Annotated in this window: 21 protein-coding genes and 1 pseudogene; 10 read left to right on the forward strand and 12 right to left on the reverse strand. The window is 73.7% G+C overall.

The window, feature by feature from the left end; genetic code table 11:
- The first annotated feature begins 117 nt into the window (after positions 1–117).
- On the forward strand, positions 118–1,179 hold the full coding sequence (locus AB0H64_RS01695; protein WP_357618830.1) for a serine hydrolase domain-containing protein: 1,062 nt from the start codon (positions 118–120) through the stop codon (positions 1,177–1,179).
- Between the two features lie 9 nt (positions 1,180–1,188).
- Here the strand turns inward: AB0H64_RS01695 and AB0H64_RS01700 are convergent, their stop codons facing one another.
- On the reverse strand, positions 1,189–2,091 hold the full coding sequence (locus AB0H64_RS01700; RefSeq protein WP_357618832.1) for a TIGR03619 family F420-dependent LLM class oxidoreductase: 903 nt from the start codon (positions 2,089–2,091) through the stop codon (positions 1,189–1,191).
- Between the two features lie 18 nt (positions 2,092–2,109).
- Here AB0H64_RS01700 and AB0H64_RS01705 point away from each other — a divergent pair, with 18 nt between their 5' ends.
- The 3 genes from AB0H64_RS01705 to AB0H64_RS01715 all read left to right on the forward strand — a co-directional run bounded on the left by AB0H64_RS01705 (position 2,110) and on the right by AB0H64_RS01715 (position 4,063).
- Positions 2,110–2,964: a phosphotransferase gene (locus tag AB0H64_RS01705; protein ID WP_310714046.1), complete on the forward strand. Its 855-nt coding sequence runs from the start codon at positions 2,110–2,112 to the stop codon at positions 2,962–2,964.
- Positions 2,965–3,021: 57 nt separating this feature from the next.
- Positions 3,022–3,285: a zf-TFIIB domain-containing protein gene (locus AB0H64_RS01710; protein WP_357618835.1), complete on the forward strand. Its 264-nt coding sequence runs from the start codon at positions 3,022–3,024 to the stop codon at positions 3,283–3,285.
- Between the two features lie 367 nt (positions 3,286–3,652).
- Positions 3,653–4,063, forward strand: a complete 411-nt coding sequence (locus tag AB0H64_RS01715; RefSeq protein ID WP_357618838.1) for a peptidase inhibitor family I36 protein — start codon at positions 3,653–3,655, stop codon at positions 4,061–4,063.
- 63 nt (positions 4,064–4,126) lie between these two features.
- On the opposite strand, the pseudogene AB0H64_RS01720 reads toward AB0H64_RS01715, so the two are convergent.
- A pseudogene (locus tag AB0H64_RS01720) lies at positions 4,127–4,234 on the reverse strand (IS5/IS1182 family transposase); the annotation flags it as partial.
- A 141-nt stretch (positions 4,235–4,375) separates the two neighbouring features.
- Positions 4,376–5,380: a hypothetical protein gene (locus tag AB0H64_RS01725; protein ID WP_357618841.1), complete on the reverse strand. Its 1,005-nt coding sequence runs from the start codon at positions 5,378–5,380 to the stop codon at positions 4,376–4,378.
- Positions 5,381–5,616: 236 nt separating this feature from the next.
- Between AB0H64_RS01725 and AB0H64_RS01730 the strand changes: the two genes are divergently transcribed.
- Complete coding sequence (locus tag AB0H64_RS01730) at positions 5,617–7,374, forward strand: long-chain fatty acid--CoA ligase (protein ID WP_357618844.1); 1,758 nt, start codon at positions 5,617–5,619, stop codon at positions 7,372–7,374.
- 9 nt (positions 7,375–7,383) lie between these two features.
- Here the strand turns inward: AB0H64_RS01730 and AB0H64_RS01735 are convergent, their stop codons facing one another.
- Genes AB0H64_RS01735 through meaB form a run of 4 tightly spaced genes read right to left on the reverse strand, consistent with a single transcriptional unit; the run spans position 7,384 to position 11,124 of the window.
- Positions 7,384–8,496 (reverse strand): acyltransferase, encoded by a 1,113-nt coding sequence (locus tag AB0H64_RS01735; protein ID WP_357618847.1) that lies wholly within the window; start codon positions 8,494–8,496, stop codon positions 7,384–7,386.
- The gene (locus AB0H64_RS01740) at positions 8,493–9,110 is read right to left on the reverse strand and encodes a TetR/AcrR family transcriptional regulator (RefSeq protein WP_357618849.1); all 618 of its coding nucleotides are present in this window, start codon (positions 9,108–9,110) and stop codon (positions 8,493–8,495) included. The genes AB0H64_RS01735 and AB0H64_RS01740 overlap by 4 nt, the downstream gene beginning before the upstream one ends.
- A 47-nt stretch (positions 9,111–9,157) precedes the next feature.
- Positions 9,158–10,102 (reverse strand): acyltransferase domain-containing protein, encoded by a 945-nt coding sequence (locus AB0H64_RS01745; protein ID WP_357618851.1) that lies wholly within the window; start codon positions 10,100–10,102, stop codon positions 9,158–9,160.
- A 41-nt stretch (positions 10,103–10,143) separates the two neighbouring features.
- The gene (gene meaB / locus AB0H64_RS01750) at positions 10,144–11,124 is read right to left on the reverse strand and encodes a methylmalonyl Co-A mutase-associated GTPase MeaB (RefSeq protein ID WP_357618854.1); all 981 of its coding nucleotides are present in this window, start codon (positions 11,122–11,124) and stop codon (positions 10,144–10,146) included.
- A gap of 135 nt (positions 11,125–11,259) precedes the next feature.
- Between meaB and AB0H64_RS01755 the strand changes: the two genes are divergently transcribed.
- Entirely contained in the window at positions 11,260–13,443 is a 2,184-nt protein-coding gene (locus tag AB0H64_RS01755; protein ID WP_357618856.1) for a protein kinase, read from the forward strand.
- 15 nt (positions 13,444–13,458) lie between these two features.
- Here AB0H64_RS01755 and scpA read toward each other — a convergent pair whose 3' ends face one another.
- From scpA to AB0H64_RS01780, 5 genes are all read right to left on the reverse strand, one after another.
- Positions 13,459–15,606: a methylmalonyl-CoA mutase gene (gene scpA, locus AB0H64_RS01760; RefSeq protein ID WP_357618859.1), complete on the reverse strand. Its 2,148-nt coding sequence runs from the start codon at positions 15,604–15,606 to the stop codon at positions 13,459–13,461.
- A complete protein-coding gene (locus AB0H64_RS01765; protein WP_357618862.1) occupies positions 15,603–17,402 on the reverse strand; it encodes a methylmalonyl-CoA mutase subunit beta in 1,800 nt (599 codons plus the stop codon). The genes scpA and AB0H64_RS01765 overlap by 4 nt, the downstream gene beginning before the upstream one ends.
- Before the next feature lie 124 nt (positions 17,403–17,526).
- Positions 17,527–18,237 (reverse strand): N-acetylmuramoyl-L-alanine amidase, encoded by a 711-nt coding sequence (locus AB0H64_RS01770; RefSeq protein ID WP_357618865.1) that lies wholly within the window; start codon positions 18,235–18,237, stop codon positions 17,527–17,529.
- Between the two features lie 181 nt (positions 18,238–18,418).
- Entirely contained in the window at positions 18,419–19,369 is a 951-nt protein-coding gene (gene mtnA, locus AB0H64_RS01775) for an S-methyl-5-thioribose-1-phosphate isomerase (RefSeq protein WP_357618868.1), read from the reverse strand.
- Between the two features lie 68 nt (positions 19,370–19,437).
- Positions 19,438–21,291 carry a potassium transporter TrkA gene (locus AB0H64_RS01780; protein WP_357618870.1) on the reverse strand — a complete coding sequence of 618 codons (1,854 nt, stop codon included), beginning with the start codon at positions 21,289–21,291 and terminating at the stop codon, positions 19,438–19,440.
- A gap of 225 nt (positions 21,292–21,516) precedes the next feature.
- Here AB0H64_RS01780 and AB0H64_RS01785 point away from each other — a divergent pair, with 225 nt between their 5' ends.
- The 4 genes from AB0H64_RS01785 (at position 21,517) to AB0H64_RS01800 (ending at position 26,893) form a co-directional block, all read left to right on the forward strand.
- A complete protein-coding gene (locus tag AB0H64_RS01785; RefSeq protein WP_357618873.1) occupies positions 21,517–22,626 on the forward strand; it encodes a DUF5925 domain-containing protein in 1,110 nt (369 codons plus the stop codon).
- A 70-nt stretch (positions 22,627–22,696) separates the two neighbouring features.
- Positions 22,697–23,773 carry a C39 family peptidase gene (locus AB0H64_RS01790; RefSeq protein ID WP_357618876.1) on the forward strand — a complete coding sequence of 359 codons (1,077 nt, stop codon included), beginning with the start codon at positions 22,697–22,699 and terminating at the stop codon, positions 23,771–23,773.
- 4 nt (positions 23,774–23,777) lie between these two features.
- Positions 23,778–25,634, forward strand: a complete 1,857-nt coding sequence (locus tag AB0H64_RS01795) for a prolyl oligopeptidase family serine peptidase (RefSeq protein ID WP_357618879.1) — start codon at positions 23,778–23,780, stop codon at positions 25,632–25,634.
- Positions 25,631–26,893 (forward strand): M20/M25/M40 family metallo-hydrolase, encoded by a 1,263-nt coding sequence (locus tag AB0H64_RS01800; protein WP_357618882.1) that lies wholly within the window; start codon positions 25,631–25,633, stop codon positions 26,891–26,893. The genes AB0H64_RS01795 and AB0H64_RS01800 overlap by 4 nt, the downstream gene beginning before the upstream one ends.
- Positions 26,894–26,957 lie beyond the last annotated feature (64 nt).

The following is a 26,957-nucleotide window of genomic DNA, read 5'->3' on the forward strand; positions in this document are numbered from 1 at the left end:
CCGGGCGCCGCCGGCTGCGAGGGCGGCGTGCCTGGGGACGGCATCCTGGGAGCCGTACGTCCCGGAGCCCGTGGCGGGTGGCCGGACGAGGAGATGGAAGCGGAGAGGGGAGGGAAGGTGGCGGAAGGTCTGGACGCGGTCCTGGCCGGGGCGGTGCCGCGCGTGTGCTCGGCGGCGGTCGCGCTCGTCGCCGTGGACGGCGAGGTCGCGGCGGCGGCGCTGGCCGGCGAGCTGGTCAGGTACGCCGACGCCGAGGGGACCCTGGCCGGCGACCGGCCGCCGGCGCGCCGCGACTCGATCTTCGACCTGGCCTCGGTGAGCAAGCTGTTCACCACGGCCGTCGTCCTGTCGCTGGCCGAGGAGGGCCGTCTCGGCCTGGACGATCCCGTGGCGGCCTGGCTGCCCGGCCGAGACCCGCGGATCACGCCGCGCCGCCTGCTCACCCACACGGCCGGGCTCCAGCCCACGCGCCGCGTGGACCTGGAGCTGCCCGGCGCGGACCACGCCACCCGGCTGGCCGCGATCATCGACACGCCCGTCACCGGCCCCGTGGGCGGTCCGTACCTCTACACCGACGTCGGCATGGTCACGATGGGCCGCGTGGCCGAGCTGGCGGGCGGCGCCCCGCTCGACGAGCTGGTCCGTGCCCGCGTCACCGACGTGCTGGGCCTGACCGCCACCGGTTACCGGCCGGGCCCCGGCATGCTGCCGCGGGTCGCGGCCACCGAGTGGAAGCCGGAGCGGCCGCTCACGTCACCGCCGGGGTGCGTGCGCGGCGAGGTGCACGACGAGACCTGCCACGGCCTGGGGGGCGTGGCGGGCCACGCGGGGCTGTTCGCCCCGGCCGACGACCTGCTGGCCTTCGGCGAGGCGCTGCGGGCCGGCGGCGGCAAGATGCTGCGGCCGGAGACCGTGGCCGAGATGGTCCGCGACCAGGGCGCCGAGGGGGCGCCCTTCCGGCACGGGCTCGGGGTCCGGATCGGCGACCCGGGCATCGTGGGACCGCTGGAGGGCGCGTTCGGGCATTCCGGCTTCACGGGGACGTCGCTCGTCGTGGACCCGGCGCGCGGGCTGACGGTGGTGCTGCTGACCAACGCCGTGCACCCGGTGCGCGGCCGGGACGGCATCCGGGACCTGCGCCGCGCGGTGGCCGCCGAGGCCCTGAGCCTGTCCCGCTGATCCCGGGACTCAGGAGGCGGGGGCCAGGGCCTCCAGAGCCTCCTCGGCGCGCCGCATCGCCTCCTTGGGCTCGGCGGTGACGATCTCCGGGTCGAAGTTGAGGTCGTGGAAGACCTCCGTCACGCCGCGCGCCATCAGGTCGTCCACGTCCCGCCGGATCTCCTCGAACGTGCCCGTCAGCGGCGGCCGCTCCCCCTCGGCCTCGCCCGCGGGGCGCACCCGGGTGACGCCGCGGCAGACGATGCGCAGCGCCTCAGGATCGCGCCCGGCCTCCCGGGCCGCCTCCTTGACGATCGCCACGCGCGGGCCGATGCCCGCCAGGTCCTCCCGGCTGGAGCTGATCCAGCCGTCGGCGATCCGGCCCGCCCGGCGCAGGCCGGCCTCGGCCGCGCCGCCGAGCAGGATCGGCGGCGCCTGCGCCGGGCGCGGGTCGAGATGGGACGGCGGGATCCGGTAGAACTCCCCGGAGTGCTCGACCTCCTCCCGTGTCCACGCCTCGCGCAGCACCTGCGTGAACTCCTCGATCCGCCGGCCCCGCCCCTCGAAGCCCACCCCCGCGGCCTCGAACTCCTCGCGCACCCAGCCCAGCCCCAGCCCGGCCGTCAGCCGCCCGCCGGACAGGATCTGCAGCGAGGCGAGCTGCTTGGCCAGCACGACCGGCTGCACGTACGCGTTGATCACGGCCACGCCCAGCCCGATCGCCTCGGTCACCCCCGCCAGGTACGACAGGGCGACCACCGGGTCGTGCACGCTGCGGTAGATCGGCCCCATCGGGTGGCCCACCGGGTAGAGCACCCGCTGGAACGTCCACAGCCGCTCGTACCCGAGCTCCTCGGCCCTGGTGGCGACCCGCCGCATGGTGGCGGGGGTGGCCCAGGGGCCCGACTGCGGCACGGCGAATCCGATTCCCATGCCCTCTAGTCTGTACGAGTGGATCTGCAGGCGGAACTCGGGGCCATCGCCGGCGCGCACGGTGGCACGGGGGAGCCCTCGCTCCACCCCACCCGCACCGACGTCGTGGTGTTACGCCGGGGCGAGGTCGTGGTCAAGGCGCACTCGCGGCGCGACGACGCCGAGGCGCTGCGGCTGCGGGTGCGCGCCGCCGCGTCGGCAGCGCTCAGCGGCCTCCTGCTCCCCCCGTTGCGGCCCGACGTGCTCACGGTGGCGGACCGCGCGGTCACGGTGTGGCCGGCCGGCACCCCCGTCTCGCACGACGAGCTCGACGCCGCGCCCTGGGAGGAGGGCGCCCGGCTGCTGGCCCGCCTGCACGCCGTCCCGCTGACCCTGCTGCCGCCGCTGCCCGAGGCGGGCGCACCGGCGCGGGCGGCCCGCGCGGTGCGGCGGATGCCCGGCGACGGCCCGGTCGAGCGGCTGTTACGCCGGGCGTTCGCGGAGCTGCCGGAGCCCGAGCCGGCGCCCGGCCTGCTCACCCACGGCGACTGGCATCTGGGCCAGCTCGTCCGCCGCGACCGGTGGCTGCTCATCGACGTGGACGACCTCGGCGTGGGCGACCCCGCGTGGGACCTGGCCCGACCCGCCTGCTGGTACGCGGCGGGGCTGCTCGACCCGGCCGTGTGGGACCGGTTCCTCGGCGCGTACCTGGCCTTCGGCGGGCCCGCCCTCGGCGACGGCGCCGACCCCTGGCGCCGGCTCGACCTGCCGGCCCGCGCGGTGACGATCCAGCTGGCCGCCGTGGCCGTGGTCAACGCCGGCCGCGACGGCCGGGAACTCGACGAGGTGGAGCAGTCGTTGATCGAGGCGTGCAACAGAATCGTCAGAGCGTGACGGGGTTGCGCGCGGTAGGTTTTCCTCACAGATCCGAGGCCAAGGAGACCGACGAAGATGCAGTGCCCCAAATGCCGCGGCAGCATGCGGACTTATGAGCGCAACGGCGTCCACATCGAGCAGTGCGACAACTGCCGGGGGATCTTCCTCGACTACGGCGAGCTGGAGACGCTGACCCGGATGGAGGCCAGCTACCACGCCGCTCCCCCGCCCCCGCCGCCCGCCGCGGGCCCCGCCTGGGGTGCCCCGCCGCCGCACGGCGGCCACCACTACGGCCACCACCGCCAGCGCAGCTGGGTGGGCATGCTCTTCTCGTCCTGACGGACACCGGCTCACACCGGACGACACGGCCAGGGCCGCGCACCCGAGTTGCGCGGCCCTCGCCGTGTCCGCCCTTCGGCATCATGCGGTGGTGCGCCAGGTCGGCCGTCCACCGCAACCAGCCCATGAGCGCAGCGCAGCGAACGGCCGAACCATCGCCCGCACGTCGACGTACCACCGCTGCCGTACCGCCGACCGGCTCCACCAAGCCACTCCCGCCGCCGCGGGCGCTCACCGGGCGCGCCCGACCCGACCGGCGTGGTGACGTCGTTAGGGACGGGCCGACCGATGGGAAGTGGACAGTCGAAACCGCCACGGGCTAACGTGATCTTCCTCTTGCCGGCCCCTGAGGTGAAAGAGGAAAGTCGTGCGCAAACCGGTTTCTGTCGCGCTGCTCGCATTCCTGACCCTGGCCATTCTCCCGGGTGCGTCCCCGGCTCAGGCCGACGACCCGGCCGCCGACCCGGCCGCCGCAGGTTACTTCTGCCTCTACGAGCACGACGACTTCAAGGGCGGGAAGTGGTGCATCAAGGCAGCCCCCTACAAGGCTTGGAAGAAGGACCACAACCTGTCCAACAACTACTGGCAGGGCACGTCACGCACCATCAACAACGGCGCGAGCTCGATGAAGAACGGCACCCTGTGCGCGGTATGGCTCTACGACGCCTACTCGTACGGCGGTTACACCTACTACGGTCAGGGCAGGAGCGAAGACTCCGATCTGACGAACAACCACTTCGACAACAGGGCCTCCTCGCTGCAGATGGATTGCTCCTAGAGTGAGTCGGGGTCATGAGTCGGGATGACCGTGGGCGACCTGGGTGCGCAGGTGGCTGCCGGAGGCGGCGTCGGACACGCTCGCGGCGGTGACGGCGAGCAGCGGGCCGGGAGTGCCGACCGCGATGCCGCGTTCGCGACCCGTGATCTTCTTGCCGGCTTCGTAACCGCGGCCGGCCGCCGCTGACGCCTGTCGAAGGACCAGCCGCTGCCGAGGCGGTGTCCGATGCGGTGTCCGATGCCGTCCCGCCCGGAGGGCTGGGCTGCGGCCTTTGGCTCTTCCGCCGCGAGCACCGGAGCGACCTCGGCGCCCTCAGCTCGGGAAGTCGTCGGGGTCCACGTCGGCGGTGCGGGCGTTGCCGCCGTTGATGGCGTGCAGGGTGATCCGCCAGTCGTGCCAGCGGATCTGGGTGGCGGTGAAGGTGGTCTTGAACGACACCGACTTCTCGAAGCGCTCGAAGCTGCACTCGCGGGTGAAGGCGCGCGCCTTGCCGTCCCAGTCGACACCGTGCGTGAAGTAGATCTTGTAGCTGCCGTCCCGCACACCGCTGACCTTGAACTTCGACTTCTTGCGCACGTACACGCTGACCGTCTTCGAGCCGCCCTTGACCATGGTGACGACCGCGTCGCGGGTGCCGCCGTTGTCGATCTGCAGCGAGCTGCGGCCGTTGAGGGTGCTCCTGCGGACGAACGTGCCGTTGCCCAGGCGCCGGGTCTTCTTGGCGCCGGCCTTCACGGTGACCACGTCGGCCGGGTAGTCGCCCGCCTTCTGCAGGGCCTGGCCGGCCTGGTCGAGGGCCTTGAGCGCGCCGCCGACGTCGGTGAGGGCGGCCGAGGAGGTGCACAGGTCCCGGCTGCCGACCTTGCCGGCGGTGCCGCCGAGCGCGGTGGCGAAGTCGCGCAGGCTGCCCACGTACGCGTCGTGCTGGGCGCGCACCTGCTCGGGCGGCGTGACCGCGGCGAGCGCGGCGGCGCCGTCCTCGATCGTCTCGGCGGCCCGCTGGGCGCGCCAGCCGAGGGTCTTGGGCTTCCGCGCCGCCGTCATGGAGTCGATGGCGCCGGCCATGGCCTTGCGCCGCGTCTCCAGCTCCGTCTTGTACGCGGCGGGGTCGAGGGCCGACGCGCTGGGCGCGGCGGTCTCGGAGGGGCCCGTCGCGCTGCCGGAGGAGGGGGCGCCGGAGGAGGCGGTTCCGGAGCCGCCGCCCACGCCGCTGACCACGGGCTGGCCGCCCGAGGGCCGGGGAGTGGCGGCTGAGCAGGCGCCGAGCGTCAAGGTCGCCAGGGCGAGGACGCAGGAGATCATCCGGGGGGCTGCCACCTGTCCCACTATCGCCGTCCTGATCCCCCATCGTCAATCGCGGCCCCCTCCCCCGCGCCGCCCGCCTCCACGTTCCACGTCCCCCGCCCCCACGTCCCGTCGCCGTCGCCCACGCGCCGCCCGCCCCCCCGCGTCCCGTCGCTGTCGCCGCCGCACCGACACGGGACGATCACGACTGTCGACTCGCGCGGTGCGCTCCGCCTAGAGTCGGCTGCATCACACCCAGGAGGACAGGCATGTCGAGCATTCCCTCCCTGCTGCGCGACCGGATCGCCGCCACCCCCGACGCCGAGGCGTACCGGACGCCGTCGGACGACGGCTGGGCCTCGCTGTCCTGGCGGGAGGTGGGCGAGCGGGTCCGCCGGTTGGCCCTCGGCCTGGCGCAGATCGGCGCGGGCCCCGGCACGAGGGTCGCCATCCTCAGCTCCACCCGCCTCGAATGGATCCTCGCCGACCTGGCGGTGCTGTCGACGGGCGCCGCCACCACCACGATCTACCCGTCCAACACGGCCGCCGAGTCGGCGTTCGTCATCACCGACTCCGGCAGCACGATCGTCATCGTCGAGGACGACGACCAGGTGGCCAAGGTCAGGTCGGTGCGCGAGGAGCTGCCCGACGTCAAGCACGTGGTCGTCATCGACGGCACCCCCGACGCGGACGGCTGGGTGGTGCGGCTCGACTCGCTGAGCGGCGAGGGCGACTTCGACGCGATGGTCGACGCCATCGGCCAGGACGACCTGGCGACGCTCATCTACACCTCCGGCACGACCGGCCGGCCCAAGGGCGTGGAGCTGACCCACGACAACTGGCTGTACGCCGGCGGCGCGGTCCGCGAGCTCGGCATCATCTCGGAGGAGGACCTGCACTTCCTGTGGCTGCCGCTGTCGCACTCGTTCGGCAAGCTGCTCCAGGTCGTGATGATCGACATCGGCGTCCCGACGGCGGTGGACGGCCGGCTCGACCGGATCGCCGAGAACCTGGGCGTGCTCAGGCCGACGTTCATGGCCGCGGCGCCGCGCATCTTCGAGAAGATCCACAACACGGTGACCGCCACCGTCCAGCGCGAGGGCGGCGTCAAGCTGCGCATCTTCCGGTGGGCCCGCCAGACGGGCCTGCGGGTGGTGCGGGCCCGCCAGCGCGGCGCCGCCGTGCCGCTCACGACACGGGTCGAGTACGCGCTGGCGGACCGGCTCGTGTTCGCCAAGCTGCGCGAACGGTTCGGCGGCCGGATCCGCTTCTTCATCTCGGGCTCCGCGCCCCTGTCGCGCGACATGGCCGAGTTCTTCGACGCGGCCGGGCTGACGATCCTGGAGGGCTACGGGCTGACCGAGTCCTCGGCGGGCAGCTTCTTCAACCGGCCGGAGTCGGTGAAGTTCGGCACGGTCGGCCCGCCGCTGCCGGGGACGCTGGTGCGCATCGCCGACGACGGCGAGGTGCTGATCGGCGGCCGGGGCATCATGCGCGGCTACCACGGGCTTCCGAAGGAGACGTCGGAGGCGCTGGAGGACGGCTGGCTGCGCACCGGCGACATCGGCGAGCTCGACGACCAGGGCCGGCTGACCATCACCGACCGCAAGAAGGAGCTGATCAAGACCTCGGGCGGCAAGTACGTGGCCCCGACGTACCTGGAGGGCCGGCTCAAGGCGGCCTGCCCGTACGTGTCGCACGTGTTCGTCCACGGGGACCGGCGCAACTACTGCACCGCGCTGGTGACGCTGGACATGGAGGTCGTCAGGCCCTGGGCCGAGGCCGAGGGCCTGCCCGCCGACGCCGCGGAGCTGCGGGAGCACCCGCGGATGCGCGAGGAGGTGAGCAGGGCGATCGACCAGGTGAACGCGGGAGAGGCGAGCTACTCGACGATCAAGAAGTTCGTCATCCTGGGCGAGGACTTCACGGTCGAGTCGGGCGAGCTGACGCCGAGCCTGAAGATCAAGCGCAAGGCCGTCGAGGAGCGCCACGGCGACGTCCTCGACGCCCTCTACGACCGTCCGTGAGAACGGCTCCTACAGGATGCGCCTGGCGCCGGGGATCGACCTGACGAGGTAGGCGAGCCCCCAGCACAGCGGCAGGGAGACGGCGGTCACCAGCGCGAACTTGACGACGGCCGCCGCCTCCAGCCCGCGCAGCGCCACGGCGACGCCGACGAGGACGATCGGGTGGACGACGTACACCGTGTAGGCGTGCGCCGACAGGAACCGGCCGAACGGGCCCTGCCCGTCGAAGCGCTCCCGGAAGAGCACCACGAGACCGGCGATGAGCCCCACGGCGAAGAACGACTGCCAGACCGCCGTGGCGGCCGACGACAGCGCGCCCGTGGTGATCGCCGACAGCGGCAGCGGCACGGCCAGCGCGACGGCCGCGACGACGAAGCCCAGGCGGCCGGTACGGCGCGGCAGGCTCTCGAACCAGCCGCGCCGGAAGGCCACGGCGCCGGCGGCGAACATGGCCACGTACTGCGGCAGGTAGTCGGGGCTGGGGAGCCCGAGGAAGGGGACGTACGTGCCGGTGGGCACCGCGAGCCGCCACAGGAACGTGGCCGCGGCGAGCCCGGCGGCGAACAGCGCGAGCGTGCGGACATCCGGCGGCGACTGCGGCGCCGGCTCCCCGGACCCGTCCTCCGGCCCGTCGTCCCGCCCGCCGCGCCGGCGCCGCCACAGCGTGTACGCCAGCGCGAAGACGATCAGCATCTCCGCGAACCACATCGGCCCCGGGTCCCAGGTGCGCAGGTAGAACTCGGCGTACGGCATGCCCCGGCCCTGGGCCAGGTACTGCGGCAGCGTGACCAGCGGGCGCAGCAGCACGAGGAAGACGAGCAGCGGGACCCCCAGCCGGACCAGCCGGTCGCGGACGAACGCCCGCCCGCCCTTGCGGTCGTGGGAGCCCGGGCTGAAGAAGCCGGAGATGAGGAAGAAGAGGCCCATGAAGAACGCCTGGTTCAGGGTGACCAGGATATCGAGGGCCAGCCCGGAGGGGTCGCGGGCGGGCTCGACGTAGAACCACACCGGGATGTTGCCGTAGGTCACGGCCACGTGGTGGATCACGACGAGCGCGGTGAGGACGACGCGGAGGTTGTCGACCGCTAACAGGCGGGTGGCGGATCGGGTCCCGGTGGTCATGTGCAGGCCCTTTCGAGGAGGTCGGCGAGCTGCCTGGCGTGGGCGTCCAGATCGTGCTCCGGGTGTGCCTGCCAGTAGGCGAACATGGAGTCGACGGCCGCCTGGTGGGTGACGGCCATGACGCGGACGTCGAAGGCGCGGAACTCCCCGCGTTCCTGCCCGTGGCGGTAGATCGCCTCCAGCGCCTGGTAGAGCTCGTCGCTGGTCTGGACGCCGTAGCGGGGAGTGCCGTCGGCCGCGCGCAGGTTCGTGAAGATCTCACCGAGGGCCCGGAGCTGGACGCGGTTGGACCGCATGTGCTCGGCCACGGACAGGACGTGCGTCCTGAGCAGGTCGGTGGCGGACTCGGCGCCCTCCATGCGGGCGACGACGAACTCGGCGATCTGCGTGTAGACGCGGTTGACCACTTCCTCCATCAGCTCCTCCTTGCCGGCGAAGTGGTAGGAGATGACGCCCTTGCTGATGCCGGCGTGCTGCGCGATCCGGGCGAGCGACGCGCGGGCGAAGCCCACCTCGGCGATCACCTCGACGGCGGAGCGGACGATCTGGTCCCGCCGCGCCTCCTCGATGAACGACCGCGCCTTCTGGCCGCTCGGCTTGTTTTCTGACCGCATGGCCAAAAATTAGCACATGCGGACAGAAGATCGGTAGGACCCGGGTGTCAGAGGGGCAGCCAGCCGGCGCGGCCGTACCAGGTGCCGCCCGCCGCGAGGTGGTCGGCGATCGCCCGCTCCAGCCGCGTGCGGCGCGGCAACTCCGGCGCGTACGCGCCGGCCCCGAGGACGAACGCCAGCATGTCGCTGCCCTCGAACCGGTGCAGCAGATGGAAGCGGCGCTGGAAGGCGACGATGTTGGAGCCGGCCGGCAGGTAGCGGGCGAGCTGGTCGTCCAGCAGCCACGAGTGGCAGGTGACGACCCGGGGGCGCTCCTCGGGGAAGTGCCGGGCGAAGAAGGCGCGGGCCCGCGCGAACGCCGCGTCGCATGCCTCGGGGGTCATCGGCCCCTTGGAGTCGGGGACGTGCACGGCGAGCGCGGCGTCACCCGGGGCGGCGGGCAGCCCGGCGCGGGCGACGCCCTCGGCGGTGGTGCGCCCCAGACGGGTGCGCTCGAACTGGAGGCGGCCCAGGTCGTACATGAGGCCGCGGGCGTGCAGGGCGAACCACCAGGGCGCGTGCAGGCCGGGGCCGCCGTGGCGCCTGCGGTGCGCGGCCATGGTGCGCCCCAGGTCGGTGAACGTCGCCCAGGACACCGCCTCCGGGACGCCGCGCTCCCGGTGGTAGCCCCTCGTGTACGGCAGCGCGGCCAGGAAGACGTGCGTGAACACGTACGGGCCCAGCTCTGGGGGCAGCCGGTCGGGGAACGCCGGGCCGCGCTCGACCAGGCCCATCGCGGCGACGAGCGAGTGGACGCACCGCTCGACGAGCCACCACTGCGGGGTGCCGCGCTCGGGCAGGGTGGAGACGACGCCGTTGACGTCCTCGTGCGGGACGGCCAGCCGCAGCAGCTCGGCGACGGGATCGCGGGGGAACTGCACGTCGATGCCGCCGAGGGACTCCAGGTGGTCCAGCCAGGCGGGATGGTCCCGGAGCAGCGCCTTGATGTCCATCGCCGTCCAGGGTAGCCCCGGGCCCTCCGATGACCGGCGGATCAGGAGCGTTCAGGAGCGGATGGAGGGCGGGTGAAGGCGGACAGGAGACGGTCGGCGGCGAGCGACGGGGTGAGGCTGCCCGCGAGGACCTCCTTCTCGACCTTCTCCGCGATGGCCGCGACCCGCGGGTCGTGGAGCAGCTCCGACAGCAGCCGGTCGCGCACCAGCGTCCACGTCCACCCCACCTGCTGGCGGCGGCGCTTGTCGTCCAGGTCCAGCGCCTCCTGGTGCGCCAGCACGTGGTCCCACAGCTCCGCCAGCCCGTCGCCGGTGAGCCCGCTGCACGTCAGCACGGGCGGCGGCGTGCTGTCGGAGCGCAGCATGCGCAGCGCCCCGGCCAGCTCGCGCGCCGCCTTGCGCGCGGCCGTCGCGTGCTCGCCGTCCGCCTTGTTCACCGCGATGACGTCCGCCAGCTCCAGCACGCCCTTCTTGATGCCCTGCAGCTGGTCTCCGGTACGGGCCAGCGTGAGCAGCAGGAACGTGTCCACCATGTCGGCGACCGCCGTCTCCGACTGCCCCACGCCCACGGTCTCGACCAGGACGACGTCGTACCCGGCCGCCTCGACGACGACCATGGCCTCCCTGGTGGCCTTGGCGACGCCGCCCAGGGTGCCGGAGGTGGGCGAGGGCCGGATGAACGCGGCCGGATCGGCCGCCAGACGTGACATGCGGGTCTTGTCGCCCAGGATGCTGCCGCCCGTACGGGTCGAGGACGGGTCCACGGCGAGAACGGCGACCCGATGGCCCTGCTCGGTGAGCATGGTGCCGAGGGCGTCCACGAATGTGGACTTCCCCACACCCGGCACGCCCGAGACTCCGACGCGGCGCGCCCGGCCGGACAGCGGGGTCAGCTCCACCAGCAGGCGCTGCGCGAGGGCGGCGTGGTCGGGCCGCGTGGACTCGACCAGCGTGATCGCGCGGGCCGTCCAGATGCGGGAGCCGTCGCGCACGCCCTCGGCGTAGTCCTCCAGCGACCGCACGCGCCCTCCCTGCCCCCACTGATCCAACCTGCTAGGAGTTTCCCGTTTGATCAGCTTAACTCCCGCCAAGTCATAACTTTTGACGCTAAGGTGCAGAGCGTAGTCGTCCCACCCGTCACAGGAGTCACTCCCCTCATGCCCCACGTCGAACCCCTGCGCGAGGGCGACCCGGCATCGGTGGGGCGCTACCGGCTCGCCGGCCGTCTCGGCGCCGGCGCCCAGGGCGTCGTCTATCTCGCCCAGGCGCCGAACGGCGCTCCGGTGGCGGTCAAGGTGCTGCACGAGGGATTCGCCGGCGACGACCGCCTGGCGCGGGAGATGGCCGCCGCCCGCCAGGTCGACCCGGTCAACGTCGCCCAGGTGCTCGACGCGTCGGTCAGCGGCCGGCCGTACGTGGTGAGCGAGTACGTGGACGGGCCGTCGCTGCAGCAGGCGGGACCGCAGGCGGGCGCGGAGCTCCAGCGGCTCGCCGTCGCCACCGCCACGGCGCTCGCGGCGATCCACCGGGCGGGCCTCGTCCACCGCGACTTCAAGCCGGCCGGCGTGCTGCTGGGGCCCGGGGGGCCGCGCGTGATCGGGTTCGGCGTCACGGGCGCGCTCGACTCCAAGCTCTCGGCCACCAGCAACGTCGTCGGCACTCCCGCGTACATGGCGCCGGAGCAGCTCGCGGGACAGGCGGTGGGGCCGGCGGCGGACGTGTTCGCGTGGGGGTCGGTGATCGTCTTCGCGGCCACGGGCGTGCCGCCGTTCGGCGACGACTCGCTGCCCGCGGTGATCAACCGCATCCTGCGGGCGGAGCCGCACCTCGGGGAGCTGCCGCAGCCGCTGCGCGCGGCGGTGGCCCGCTGCCTGACCAAGGACCCGGCCGGGCGCCCGACCATGCACGAGGTCCTGCTCCACCTCCTCGGCGACCCGGCCTCCTCCCCCGGCTCGCCGGGCTCGCTCGGCTCTCCGTCCTCGGTCGGCTCTCCGTCCTCGGTCGGCTCACCGTCCTCGGTCGGCTCGCCGGGCTTTCCCGGTACGGACCCGCACGGGACGCAGGGGGACGCGTGGCGCACGGCGCCGCAGGCCGCGGTCCGGCAGGAGCCGATCTCCCAGTCCACGGACCCGGTCCGCCCGGTGACGGGACCCCAGGCCCCCGTCTGGCCACCCGCCGCCACCACCCAGGACCACTCCTTCGACACCCCGCGGCCCTCGGCCGCACCGAGCACGCCCCGCCCGGACGCGGCCGGCCCGAGCACGTTCGACCCGAGCACACGGGATCAGAACGCACCCGGCACGGGCGCATTCGGCACGAGCGGACCCAGCGCGGGCGCATTCGGCATGGGCGCACCCGGCGCGGTCGGACCCGGCACGGCCGGTGCAGGAGCGGCCGGTGCAGGGGCGGCCGGTGCAGGGGCGGCCGGGATCGGCGCGGCCGGTTCCGGTGGGGCGGGTGTCGCGCAGGCGGCCTCGTGGGCCCGTACCGCCGATCATGGTGAGCCGTGGCCGGCCGACGGGGGCCCCGAGGACCCACGGCCCCAGGACGGAGCGCGGCGCGACTCCTGGCCGCAGGACGAAGCCCGGCGTGACTCCTGGCCGCAGGACGGACCCCGGCGCCAGCCGTGGCCCCAGGACGGAGCGCGGCGTGACTCCTGGTCCCAGGACGGGGCGGTGGCCGGGCCGGGTGAGGCCGGGGAGCGGCAGCCGGAGCCCGGCGAGAAGCCGGCCCCCGCGGCGCCACGGAGGCGGCGCGGCAAGACGCTGGTCATCGCCGCGGCGTCCGGCCTGACCGCGCTCGCCCTGGGGGCGGCCATCGTCTGGCTGACCCCCTCCTCCCCGCAGCCGAGGTCGCAGAGCCTGGTCGGCGCCTCCTCCAGCACCTCCCCCAGCGCGTCGCCGTCCGCGTCGCGCAAACGGCCCACCAGGACCCGCACCCCCGCCCCGGCCCACCCCGGCACCGCCGACCCCGACACCACCAGCTCCGCCGATCCCGACGGCACGGCCTCTCCCACCGCCGGTCCGGTGACGGGACGGCTCGCCCTCACGTACGTGCGCGCCCTCGGCACCAGGGAGGGCACCTGCTGGGCCGGTGACCACGTGGCTCTGACCGCGATGGTGGAGCGCGCCGGCGGCCAGCTCCCGTTCGGCTACGTGTGGATGGTCGACGGGCGCGTCACCGGCCGCGCGACGACCGTCGTGGCCTCGGACGGCCGGCTCGTCCTCAACGCGCCCCGCACCCTGACGGCCGACGGCGGCACCCATCTGGTCACGCTGCGCATCACCACCCCGGTGACCCGCCAGCGCTCGCTCTCCGTGACCTTCTGCCGGCAGCCGTAGAGGGGCGCTCTCCGCCTACGCGTGGCGCTCGCGGAGGTCGTTCAGCAGGTCCAGGGCCGCGTCGGCGATCACGGTGCCCGGCGGGAAGATGGCCGCGGCGCCGGCGGCCCGCAGGGCGGCGAAGTCGTCCGGCGGGATCACCCCGCCCACCACGATCATGACGTCGGAGGCGTCCAGGTCCGCCAGGGCCCGCCGGAGCGCCGGCACCAGCGTCAGGTGGCCGGCCGCCAGCGACGACACGCCGACGATGTGCACGTCGGCCTCCACCGCCTGCCGCGCCACCTCCTCCGGCGTCTGGAACAGCGGGCCGACGTCCACGTCGAACCCCAGGTCGGCGAAGGCCGTGGCGATCACCTTCTGGCCCCGGTCATGACCGTCCTGGCCCATCTTGGCCACCAGGATGCGGGGGCGGCGGCCCTCGGCGCGCTCGAAGTCGGCGCACGCCTGCCGGACCCGCTCGATGTTCCCGGCCGGGCCGGCCTCGTCGCGGTACACGCCGGAAATGGTACGGATCTGACCGGCGTGGCGCCCGAAGACCCGCTCCAGCGCGTCGGAGATCTCGCCCACGGTGGCCTTGGCCCGGGCGGCGTCGACGGCCAGCTTGAGCAGGTTGTGGTCGAGCCCCGGCCGGGGATCGGCGGCGGCCTCGGTGAGCGCCTCCAGTGCGCGGCCCACCGCCTCGGGGTCGCGTTCGGCGCGCAGGCGGCGCAGCTTGTCGAGCTGGCTGGCCCGTACGGCGCTGTTGTCGACCTTGAGCACCTCGATCGGCTCGTCGGCGTCGGGCCGGTACTTGTTCACGCCGATGACCGGCTGGCGGCCCGAGTCGATACGGGCCTGGGTGCGGGCCGCGGCCTCCTCGATGCGCAGCTTCGGCAGGCCCGCCTCGATGGCGCGGGCCATGCCGCCGGCGGCCTCGACCTCCTCGATGTGCGCCCAGGCGCGCTCGGCGAGGTCGTGGGTGAGCCGCTCGACGTAGTAGGAGCCGCCCCACGGGTCGATGACCCTGGTCGTGCCGGACTCCTGCTGGAGCAGGATCTGGGTGTTGCGGGCGATGCGGGCGGAGAAGTCGGTGGGCAGCGCGAGCGCCTCGTCCAGCGCGTTGGTGTGCAGCGACTGCGTGTGGCCCTGCGTGGCGGCCATGGCCTCGACGCAGGTGCGGGCGACGTTGGTGAAGACGTCCTGCGCGGTCAGCGACCAGCCCGACGTCTGCGAGTGCGTGCGCAGCGACAGCGACTTGGGGTTCTGCGCCCCGAACCCGGACACCAGCTTCGCCCAGAGCAGCCGCGCCGCGCGGAGCTTGGCGACCTCCATGAAGAAGTTCATGCCGATGCACCAGAAGAACGACAGCCGGGGCGCGAACCGGTCGACGTCCATGCCGGCCGCGATGCCGGCCCGGAGGTACTCGACGCCGTCGGCCAGCGTGTAGGCGAGCTCCAGGTCGAGCGTGGCCCCGGCCTCCTGGATGTGGTAGCCGGAGATGCTGATCGAGTTGAACTTCGGCATCTTCTCGCTGGTGTAGGCGAAGATGTCCGAGATGATCCGCATGGAGGGGGCCGGCGGGTAGATGTAGGTGTTGCGGACCATGAACTCCTTGAGGATGTCGTTCTGGATGGTCCCGGCGAGCTGCTCCGGCTGCACCCCCTGCTCCTCGGCCGCCACGATGTAGAGCGCCAGGACGGGTAGCACGGCCCCGTTCATGGTCATCGACACCGACATGCGGTCCAGCGGGATGCCGTCGAAGAGCTGCCGCATGTCGTAGATCGAGTCGATCGCCACCCCGGCCATGCCCACGTCGCCCTCGACGCGCGGGTGGTCGGAGTCGTAGCCGCGGTGCGTCGCCAGGTCGAACGCCACCGACAGGCCCTTCTGACCGGCCGCGAGGTTGCGCCGGTAGAAGGCGTTGGAGTCCTCGGCGGTGGAGAAGCCCGCGTACTGGCGGATCGTCCACGGCTGGTTGACGTACATGGTCGGGTACGGGCCGCGCAGGTACGGGGCCGCGCCCGGGTAGGTGCGCAGGAAGTCGAGGCCGTCGAGGTCGGCGGCCGTGTAGAGCGGCCTGACGCCGATGCCCTCGGGCGTCTCCCACACCTGCCCCTCCGCCGGCGGGGAGGCGTCGGGCGGCGCCTTGCCCTCCAGCGGCACGCCGGTGAAGTCGGGGATCATCGGGTCACCTCCAGGACGTCGAAGGTCGTGCGGAGCACGCCGAGCGCGTCGCACCCGGTGTGGAGGCAGGCGTCCACGCCGTCGTACGAGCCCTTGCCGGCCAGCCAGACCAGGCGCGCCCCGGCCTTCCTCAGCGCGGCGGCCACGGCCTCGGCGTGCTGGGCGTACAGGCGGTCGGTGGAGCACAGGCAGGCGACGGTGGTGCCGCTGACGGCGAACGCCGTGGCGATCTGATCCGGCTCCGCCCCGGGGCCGGCGGTCTCGGTGGCCAGCCCGCCCGCGTGGAAGAGGTTCGCGGCGAACGCGGCGCGGGCCGAGTGGGCGGCGACCGGGCCGATCGTGGCGAGGAACACCTTGGGGCGTTCGGGGAGCGCGTCGGCCACGTCGCGCAGCTCCTCGAACTCCTGGGCGTACCGGATCACCGGCAGCCTCTCGGGAGTCCCCTCCCGGGAGGAGGCGAGCCACGGGCCGTCCCGCCGGGGGCGGCGCGGGGGCTTCTCGCCGGGATGCGGGTACTCGCTGACGCCCGTGATCGGGAAGCGGCGGTGCGCGACGTCGGCGGCGCGGCGCTCCCGGGTGGCGGCGACCCGCCGTGCCACCAGGCCGGCCGCCGCCTCGATGCCGCCCGCCGCCTCGATGTCCTGGAACCACTCCCAGGCCCGCTCGGCCAGATCGGCCGTGCGCCGCTCGACGTACCAGGACCCGCCGGCGGGGTCGGCCACCCGGCCGACCCCGGCCTCCTCCAGCAGCAGCGCCTGCGTGTTGCGGGCGATGCGGCGGGAGAACGCGTCGGGCGGCCCCAGGCAGGCGTCGAACGGCTGCGCGGTGACCGCGTCGGCCCCGCCCACCCCGGCGGCGAAGCAGGCCACGGTGGTGCGCAGCATGTTCACGTACGGGTCGCGCGCGGTCATCATCGCGGAGCTGGTCACCACGTGCTGGAGCTGCGTCCCGGGCGTCCCGGGCGTCCCGGGGGTCCCGGCGGCGGGGGGAAGGCCCGTCTCGACCCCGCACAGCTCGGCGATCCGCGCCCACAGGCGGCGCGCGGCCCGCAGCTTGGCGATCGTGGCGAACTGGTCGTCGGTCGCGGCGTAGCGGAACTCCAGCTGCCCGAACGCCTCCTCGACGCCCAGCCCGGCGTCGGTGAGCGCGCGCAGGAAGGCGACGCCCAGCGCGATCGAGCAGCCCAGCTCGTCGGCGTCGCCGCCGCCCGCGTCGTGGTACGGCGTGGCGTCCACGGTGACGGCCCGCAGGCCCGGGAGCTCGGCGGCGCACCGCCGGGCGAGCCGCACGGCGGTGTCAAGGCCGCCGGCCGTACCGGCTCCGAGGTTGCCCCGGGCGGGGGTGCCGCGCGCGGCGGCCAGGGCGAGCAGCGCCTCGGCCGCCTCGGCGGTGCGGTGACCGGCGTCCAGCGTGATCGGCGCGAGGTCGAGGTAGACGTCCTTCAGCACCCGGCCCAGCTCGCCCACGGGGATCGCGCCGTCGCCGACGGCGAGCCACAGGGAGGTGACGCCGTTCTCCAGGTCGGCCAGCACGGCCTCGGGGTCGGGGACGGCGTGGCGCTGCCGCACGTCCCAGCCCCCGGCGGCCCGCGCCGCGTGCCCGGCCCGGTCGAAGGGCGGCGCGGCCGGCAGGTCGTCGGCGTCGTACAGCGGGAAGAGCGTCACCCCGTCGTACGTCGGGCCGGACAGGGCCTCCTCCGGGGACGCGGCCTCCACCCCCGACTTGCGCAGGACGGCGAGCGCGAGCGCCCGCCAGTCGTCGCGAGTGGTCGCGGGAAAACCGGCTGCCAGGTCCATGATTCGGATAGTAGGCCGAACGCCGCGAACCGGGTAACCCCAGGGGTCCCCCAGCGAAACGCCCGGCCGTCCCGGCCAGCCGGGGCCTGCCGGGGCGCGACCACGACAGGCCCGAAGGAGCGGGTCAGGAGCGGGGGGCCTCCCAGGCCAGGCGCCAGGTGGTCGGGCCGACGACGCCGTCCGCGTCCACCCCCTGCTCGCGCTGGAAGCGCAGGCAGACGTCGCGCGACGCCGCCCCGTAGGCGCCGTCCACGTCGAGGTCCCACCCGCGGGCCTTCATCTGCCGCTGCCAGGTGCGCACGTCCTCCCCGCGTGTCACCGGCGGATAGCGCAGCAGCCGGCCGGGGAACGGCGGCGCCTCGGGCTGCTCGCCGTCGCCGCCGTTCTCCCCGTCCCCGTCGCTGTCACCGCCCGGCCGCGGCGCTCCCCGGCGCACCCACGCGTACAGCGGCTCGCCGGGGCAGTCGGTCGCGTACCCGTCGCGGTGCCCCTTGATCTCCAGGCCCGCGTCGCCGTGCTGACGGACGTACTCGACGGCGTCGAGGATGGCGTGCAGCACCCCGTCGGGCGGCTCCACCAGCCCGGCGTTGCCCACGAGGCCGAGCACGGCGTAGTGGCCGGAGTTGAGGCCGGGGCCGTTGGCGGCGGGCAGGTGGTGCAGCCCGCGTCCCTCGAACACCTTCCTGTGCGGACAGGCCACGAACGAATAGCCGATGTCCAGCCAGCCGTTGCCGTCCTGGTGGCCGCGCTGGATGGACTGCACCAGGGACACGCAGCCCGCGTGGTCGGCGACGATGCCGGGGTTGACCACGCCGCCCGTGTAGTGAACTTTCACCCCCCTGGTGGAGGCGAGTTGCGTATAGCTGCCACGGGGTGCGCGGGCACCCCAGTCACGTCGTGTCACGAGGTCGATGGCCACCGTTGTGCTCTCCGGAGGGTCGAATATGTGACAACCGAGGGTAACGTGGCCTATGCGGACAGATGGGTGAATTGATAATTATTCACATCGAGGCGCGTCACGGACGGATCACTCGCTTGTCGGTGACGATGGCGGTGATCAGGTCGTGCGGGGTCACGTCGAACGCCGGGTTGACCGCGTCCGTGCCTTCGGGCGCCAGCCGCATCCCCCGGACCGTCACGATCTCCTCGGCGCCCCTGTCCTCGATCTCGATCCCGTCGCCCGTGAGCGTGGCGAAGTCGATCGTCGTCTCGGGCGCCACCACGACGAACGGCACGCCGGCCCGCGCCGCGCCGAGCGCCAGGGCGTACGTGCCGATCTTGTTGGCGGTGTCGCCGTTGGCGGCGATGCGGTCCGCGCCGACGAGCACCGCGTCCACGCCGCCCCTCGCCAGCAGGTACGGGCCCGCGCCGTCGGCGACCAGCCGGTGCGGGGCGCCCATGCGGGCCAGCTCCCACGCGGTGAGCCGGGCGCCCTGGAGCAGCGGGCGGGTCTCCAGTGCCAGCACCTCGGCCAGCCGGTCGCGTTCGAGCAGCGTCTGCGCGACACCGAGCGCCGTGCCCCGCTCCACGGCCGCGAGGCCGCCGGTGTTGCAGACCGTCATGATCCGCAGCCTGCCGCCGGCGCTGCCCTCGGTGAGGAGGTCGGCGCCCCGCTCCCCCATGGCCAGGCAGGCCGCGATGTCCTCGTCGCGGATGCGCAGGGCGGTCTCCAGGACCGCCTCGCGGCCCTTCGGCAGCCAGGCGGCGGCCTGGTCCACGCCCCAGGCGAGGTTGACGGCCGTGGGCCGGGCGGCGCGCAGCCTGGCGATGGCGTCGCGGTCCTCGCCCGCCAGCACGACGCCGAGCGCTCCGGCGACGCCCAGCGCGGGCGCCCCGCGCACGGCCAGCCGCCGGATCGCGTCGATCAGCCGGTCGACGGTGGTGATCCTGACCATGACGCACTCGTCGGGCAGCCGCGTCTGGTCGACCAGCTCGATCGCCCCGCCCACCCAGTCAATGGTCCGCACTCTCCGCACGCTAACCGACTACGGGCGATTCGCCACCATTCCGGGATCAAATGGCCGGGATCGGGTGGTCAGCGTTCGGCGAGGACGATGACCGCGTCGCCGTCCGCGAGCACGAGGGACTGCGACTTCGGCGGATTGAGGACGATGCCGTAGTGCGGCGGCGTGTTGCGCCCGCCCGCGTCCCGGTAGCCGATCGCCGTCTCCCCGCGCCGCCGCGCCGCCTCGATGACCGTCGAGAACGTCACCTCGGTGCCCGTCTTCACGTAGTCGCCCGCGGGCCGGGGGTAGATCTCCGAGCCGTGCGAGTCGAACAGGTAGCTGAAGACGTCCGCCAGGTGCCGGTTCTCGGCGAGCTGGGCGAGGAGCAGGCCGATGACCGTGTCGCTGATGACGATGTCGTCGGCCTCGGTGACCTCGGCGAGGACGCGGTTGCTCTCGTCGTGCATCTCGCTGACGATCGAGTAGTGCTCGCCCCGCGCGGTCTGCATGTCGCGCAGTTGCAGCAGCGTCATGAGGGTGCGGGTGTCGGCGTGGTGGGGGTCGAAGCGGTCGTCCGACAGGACGATGACGTGCTGGAACAGGCCGAGGCCGAGCGCCTCCAGCTGGTAGCGGTCGGTGGTGTCGCACTCCTTGACGTTGACCGTGAGGTTGGCCAGGCCGTCCAGGCCCGCCCCGGCCTTGGGGTGGTCGGCGGCGACCTCCAGGGCCGAGCCGGGCGCGACGTAGCCGTCGAGGTAGCGGACGATGTGCTCGGCCCGGCCGTTCCAGTTGAGCACCAGCGTGCGCTCGGGTTCGGGCGCGGTGGGCGGGGCGCAGACGACGGCCTCCTCGTCGATGACGGGCTCGCCGGTGGCCAGGCGGACGTGGGAGTCGTCGTGGGCGATGACGACGACCTGGTCGTCCGCGCCGATGACGGTGTCCGAAGGCGGGTTGAGCACGACGCCCGAATGCCTGCGCAGGCCGAGGACGCTGGCCGTCTCGTAGGCGTGCAGCGCCTGGCCGTAGGTGCGCCCGGCCAGCTCGGCGCCGGAGCGCAGGTAGATCTCCCCGCCGTCGAAGTTGAGCAGGTCCATGCAGACGACGGACATGCCGGACTGGCGCGAGGACTGGACGATGAGCCGGGAGGCGGTGTCGTCGGCGTCGACGAGGTGGACCTCTCCCCCGCCGGCCAGGCGGGCGGCGGGGATGTTGCCGGAGGCGGCGACGGCGGCCACCACCGGCGGGTGCGCCCCGGCCCGCTTGGCCAGCGCGAGCAGGATCTTGATGACGTGCGCGTCGGGGTCCTCGCCGTCGGGCGAGAGCACGACGACGGACCGGGCGCTCTGGAGGTTCATGAGCGCGAGGTCGCGCGGCTCGGTGGGCCGCCCGGTGCGGCAGACCAGCCGGGTGCGCCCGAGGTCGACGTGCTCGCGGATCTCCTCCTCCATGTCGAGCTTGTCGCGGTCGGCGAGGACGGCGATGACCGAGCCCGGCTGGCTGGCGTGCGCCTTGACCAGCTCGCCCACGATCGTGAACACCTGGTCCGACCAGCCGAGCACGACCGTGTGGCCCTTCTCGACGATGCGCGAGCGCCCCCGGCGCAGGCGGTCGACCTTCAGCTTGAGGCCGTTGGACAGCAGGCCGACGAGCATGCTGACGATGAACAGCCCGCCGAGGGAGCCCGCGAACATGACGGTCATGTACGCCGTGGAGCCCTTGTCGCCGGCGACCTTGCCGGGGTTGAGGGCGTGCATGAGCGCGACCCACAGCACCTCGCCGGCTCCGCCGACGCCCTCGGGCTCGTGGGGGGCCAGCCAGAGCGTCAGGCCCGCGACCGCCACGACCAGCGCCACGGACAGGACGGCCAGCAGGCCGACGAGCGAGGCGGTCCCCCGGGACATCGTGTTGTCGAACCAGTAACGCGCACGCTCGCGGAACGTCACCCCTGCCACCCCGGTTTACCTCCACCATTCGCACACTTGACCGACACAACACCGACGCAACAAGGTACCGGTGGATCGGCCCCTCCGCAGCGATACCGATGGCCTGGTGAAACGGTCCGGCCTGCTCCCGGGCCGGGGCGTCATGACATATCGGTATGGCTCCGGAACGGCGCCAGATCGCAAAACCCTTCGACAGACCGCCGCCCTGAGTGGATCATTATCCTCATGTCCGTGATGAAGGAGGTGCCGTTCCCGAGCCCGGAGTCGCCAGACCTCCCGATGAACATCTGGATCGACGACGCCGACTCCGCGATCGACGTCATCGACGCGCTGGCGCTGTCGCCGTTCGCGACCGGCGTGCAGCCCTGGTCGCGCCTGGCCAACCTGGAGCGGGTGCGCCCCGACGCCACGCTGAGCCCGGCCGAGGGCCGGCTCGTGCGCACCGCGCAGGTCCAGGACGGCTCCGAGTCGCGCCTGATCTGCGGTGACGGCTGGACGCTGCGGATCGTACGGCACCGCAACCGCACCGCCACCGTGAGCGTCACCGCCGTCACCGAGGAGCTGGCCCGTTCGGTGCTCAAGGAGAGCACGGACGGCGCCGTGGAGCCGGAGCCGGAGACCGACCACGTCGACATGGGCTTCTGGTGGCGCGGCATGCACGGCGGGACCCGCTCCGAGAAGCCGATCACGGCCCAGCCGTGGGAGGAGATCAGCGGCAACTACTCCGCGCAGGTCCGCCGCTCCCTCGACGCGCTGATGACCGTCACCCCGGCGGACGTGCACGGCCGGCTCATCCTCATGCACGGCCCGCCCGGCACCGGCAAGACGACGCTGCTGCGCTCGCTGGCCAAGCAGTGGCGTGAGTGGTGCCAGGTCGACTGCGTGCTGGACCCGGAGCGGCTGTTCAACGACCCCGGCTACCTCATGGAGGTCGCCGTCGGCTACGACACGGACGAGGACCGGCACCGCTGGCGGCTGCTCGTGCTGGAGGACTGCGACGAGCTGATCAGCTCGGCGGCCAAGTCGCAGACCGGGCAGGGCCTGTCGCGGCTGCTCAACCTCACCGACGGGCTGCTCGGCCAGGGCCGGGACGTGCTGGTGGCGATCACCACGAACGAGGACCTGGCCCGCCTGCACCCCGCCGTCGTCCGTCCCGGCCGCTGCCTGGCGCAGCTGGAGGTCGGGCCGCTGACGCGCGACGAGGCGATCGGCTGGCTCGGCTCCTCCGAGGGGGTCGGCCCGGCGGGGGCGACGCTGGCGGAGCTGTACGCGGCCCGCTCGGGGCGGGCGGTGCCCGTCCACGCCTCGGACGAGTCCACCGGCCTCTACCTCTGACCTTCGCCCCTGCGGCGGTGCGTACGTAAACCATCCGATGCGGGCGACCAGGCCGGGGACCACAATCGGCATGGTGCTCACCGTCGATCCGGCCCGTGTCGCCTTCCGCCGCCTGGCCGTGTCCTTCGGGACCGCTACCGGCGCCCCGGGCGGGCTCGTCCCGTGGACCGGCGACGAGGTGCCGATCGGCTTCCCCGCCACCCAGCTCGTCCCGTCGTGGACCGCGCGCACCCCGCCCGGCTCATGGGTGGAGGTCGAGCTGCGGGCCAGGACGGCGGCCGGGGCCCTCACCAAGTGGTACGTGATGGGCCGCTGGTCCGAGCACGGCGACCCGCGCACCTCCGTGCCCGGCCAGGGCGACGACGACGGTGACGTGGCGGTCGACACGTTCGTGGCGCGGCGGCCGGTGACGGCGTTCCAGGTGCGGGTGACGCCGTGCGGCCCCGGCGTCCTGATGGGCTCGCTCGGGGTGATGGCCTCGGCCGTGCCGCCGTTCCCCGTCGTCTCCGCCTACGAGCCGGGCCGCGACGGGGCGGCCGCCGTCGAGCTCGCGGTCCCCCGCCACTCCCAGCACGAGCACGCCGGCCACCACCCGCACATCGACGGCGGCGGCGCCAACTGGTGCGGCCCGGCCTCGGTGGCGATGGTGCTCGGCTACTGGGGGCTCGGCCCGGCGCCCGAGGAGCTGGCCTGGGTGGGAGCGGGCGACCCGTCGCCGCTGGTGGACCACGCGGCCCGCGACACCTACGACTCCAGCTACCAGGGCACCGGGAACTGGCCGTTCAACGTGGCCTACGCCGGCCGGTTCGGGCTGTCGGGGTTCGTCACGCGGCTGCGCTCGGCGGCCGAGCTGGAGGCGTTCGTCCGGGCCGGGATCCCGGTGGTCACCTCGCAGTCGTTCAAGGCGCACGAGCTGCCCGGCTCCGGCTACTCGACCGGCGGGCACATCATGGTCGTCACCGGCTTCACCGCCGGGGGCGACGTCGTCGTCAACGACCCGGCGGCGCCGAGCGACGCCGACGTGCGCCGGGTCTATCCGCGGGCCGCGTTCGAGAACGTGTGGCTGCGAGGCTCGGGCAGCGGCGGCATCGTCTACGTCCTCCATCCGCCCGGGCATCCCCTTCCTCCCTCCGATGGCAACTGGTGAGTCCATGAGCATTCGACCGATCGACGTGGCCCGTACCGACGGCGGCCCCCTGTGGGTGGAGGCCGTCGCCACGCCCGCCGGGGTGGAGGTGTGGTGGGACGAGCCGCGCCCGCACGAGGGCGGCCGGCGGTGCGTGGTGCGGCGCCTGCCGGACGGGTCGCGCGTGGACGCGCTCCCTGCCGGCTGGAACGCCCGCAACCGCGTCATCGAGTACGGCGGCCGGTCCTGGCGGCCGCTGCCGGGCGGCGGGCTGGTGTTCACCAACTGGGCGGACCAGCGCCTGTACCGGCTGGACGGTGACGGCGAGCCGGTGGCGCTGACGCCGGAGGGCCCGGCCCGCTACGCCGACCTCTACCTGGCGCCGGGGCGCGAGGAGGTGTGGGCGGTGCGCGAGAGCGGCACGACCCGCGACCTCGTCGCCGTGCCGCTGGCCGGTGGGCCGGTGCGGGTGATCGTGCGGGCGCAGCACTTCCTCATGTGCCCGCGCCTGTCGCCCGGCGGCGGCCACGTGTCCTGGATCGGCTGGGACCACCCGAACATGCCGTGGGACGGCACGGAGCTGTGCGTGGCGCCGCTCGGCCCCGACGGGACCGCCGGGCCGCACACGGTGGTCGCGGGCGGCCCGGCCGAGTCGGTCGTGCAGGCGGAGTGGCGCGACGAGGAGTCCCTGTACGCCGTCACCGACGCGACCGGCTGGTGGAACCTCCACCTGGTGGGCCGCGAGGGCGGGCCGGCGCGCAACCTCACGCCGCGCGAGGAGGAGTTCGGCGACGCGCCGTGGAAGCCGGGCGCGTCCTGGTTCGCGGTCGCCGAGTCCGGGCTGGTGGTGGTGCACGGCACGGCCGACCGCCTGTTCCTGTCCGTGCTGGACCCCGAGAGCGGGGAGCTGCGCGACGTGGGCGGCGAGGCGACGTACTGGGCCTCGACGGTGTCGGCGGCCGGCGGGAAGGCCGTGGCCGTCTCGGCCACGCCGTACACGCCGCGGGAGGTGACGCTCGTGGACCTGGCGAGCGGCGCGCGCGAGGTGGTGTCGGCGCCCAAACCGCTGCCCGAGCGGGAGCTGCTGCCCGACCCGGAGGCGTTGACGATCGAGGGCGTCCACGCGCACGTCTACCCGCCCGCGGGGGCGCGCGGCCCCGCCCCGTACGTCATCTTCGTGCACGGCGGGCCGACCGGGAGCAGGCCGATGGTGCTCGACCTGGAGATCGCCTACTTCACCAGCCGGGGCATCGGCGTGGCGGAGGTCAACTACGGCGGCTCCACCGGCTACGGCCGGGCCTACCGGGAGCGGCTGCGCCACCAGTGGGGCGTGGTCGACGTCGAGGACTGCGCCAGGGTGGCGCGCGGCCTGGTCGAGATGGGCAGGGCCGACGCCGCGCGGATCGCGATCCGGGGCGGCAGCGCGGGCGGCTGGACCACGGTCGCGGCGCTGGTGCACAGCGACGTGTTCGCGGGCGGCGTCGCGCACTACGCGATCACCGACCCGGAGAGCTGGGCCGCCGAGACGCACGACTTCGAGTCGCGCTACCTGGACGGGCTCATCGGGCCGCTGCCCGAGACCCGGCAGCGCTACACCGACCGCTCGCCGCTGCTGCGCGCCGCGCACGCGTCCGGCCCGTGCCTCATGCTGCACGGGCTGGAGGACGCGATCGTGGACGTGAGCCAGGCCGAGCGGTTCACGGCCGAGCTGGACCGGCACGGCAGGGGCTGGGCGCTGCTGACCTACCCCGGCGAGCAGCACGGCTGGCGCCGGGAGGAGACCATCGTCTCCACGCTGGAGGCCGAGCTGGCGTTCTACGGGCTGATCTTCGGGTTCGAGACGCCCGAGGTGCCGCCGCTGAAACTGGAAGGAAGAGCGTGAAGAGCGTTGCCGAGATCTGCTCGGACCTGATCAGGTTCGACACCACCAACCCGGGCTCGGGCGAGCGGCCGGCGGCCGAGTACGTGGCCACGCTGCTGGCCGACGCGGGCCTGGAGCCGGAGGTGTTCGAGTCGGCGCCGCGCCGCACGACCGTCGTCGCCCGCCTGGAAGGCGACTCGCCCGACGCGCTGCTCGTGCACGGCCACCTGGACGTGGTCCCGGCCGACCCGGCGGAGTGGCGCATGCACCCGTTCTCCGGCGAGATCGTCGACGACTGCGTGTACGGCCGGGGCGCGGTCGACATGAAGGGCTCGTGCGCGATGACGCTCGCGACCGTGCTCGGTATGCGGGCGCGCGGGCAGCGGCCCAGGCGCGACGTCGTGCTGGCGTTCCTCGCCGACGAGGAGGCGACCGGCGACTACGGCTCGCGGCACGCGGTCACCGAGCACCGTGACCTGTTCGACGGGGTCACGCAGGCGATCAGCGAGTCGGGCGGGTTCAGCGTCGCCTCGGGCGAGCACCGGGTCTACCCGGTGGCGGTGGGCGAGCGCGGCACGGCGTGGATGAGGCTCACCGCGCACGGCGTGGCCGGCCACGGCTCGCGGCCGGCCGTGGACAACCCCGTCGCCACGCTCGTCCACGCCCTGTCCCGCGTCGCCTCCCACCAGTGGCCGGTACGGCTCACGCCGTCGGTGGCGGCGCTCATCCGGGAGCTCTCGGAGATCACCGGGCAGCCCGTGGACCTGGATCGGCTGGACGAGGAGGCGGCCCGGCTCGGCGCCCTCGGCACCCTGTTCAAGGGGCAGATCCGCAACTCCGCCAACCCGACCATGCTGGACGCGGGCTACAAGGTCAACGTGGTGCCGTCCACGGCCCAGGCGCACGTGGACGGGCGCTACCTGCCGGGGTTGCAGGAGGAGTTCCTGGCCACGATCGACGAGCTGCTCGGGCCGAAGATCACCCGCGAGTTCGTGAACCTGGAGGACGCCCCGGCCGCGTCGTACCCGTCGCCGTTCTTCGACGAGCTGGCGGGGGCGCTGGTGGCCGAGGACCCGATGGCGCGGCCGGTGCCGTACGTGATGAGCGGCGGCACGGACGCCAAGTCGTTCGCCCGGCTCGGCATCGAGGGCTACGGGTTCGCGCCGCTGATGCTGCGGCCGGACCTGGACTACTTCGGCATGTTCCACGGCAAGGACGAGCGGGTGCCGGTCGAGGGGCTGGAGTTCGGTACGCGCGTCCTCACGCGCCTGCTCACCTGAGTCGCGCCGTGCCGCGACAAGCCGCTGGGACGACTCGCCACAGTGGAACAAAGCATTCCGTTCT

This window comes from Nonomuraea sp. NPDC050733 (assembly GCF_040654215.1).
In the GTDB taxonomy this organism is placed as follows: Bacteria; Actinomycetota; Actinomycetes; order Streptosporangiales; family Streptosporangiaceae; genus Nonomuraea.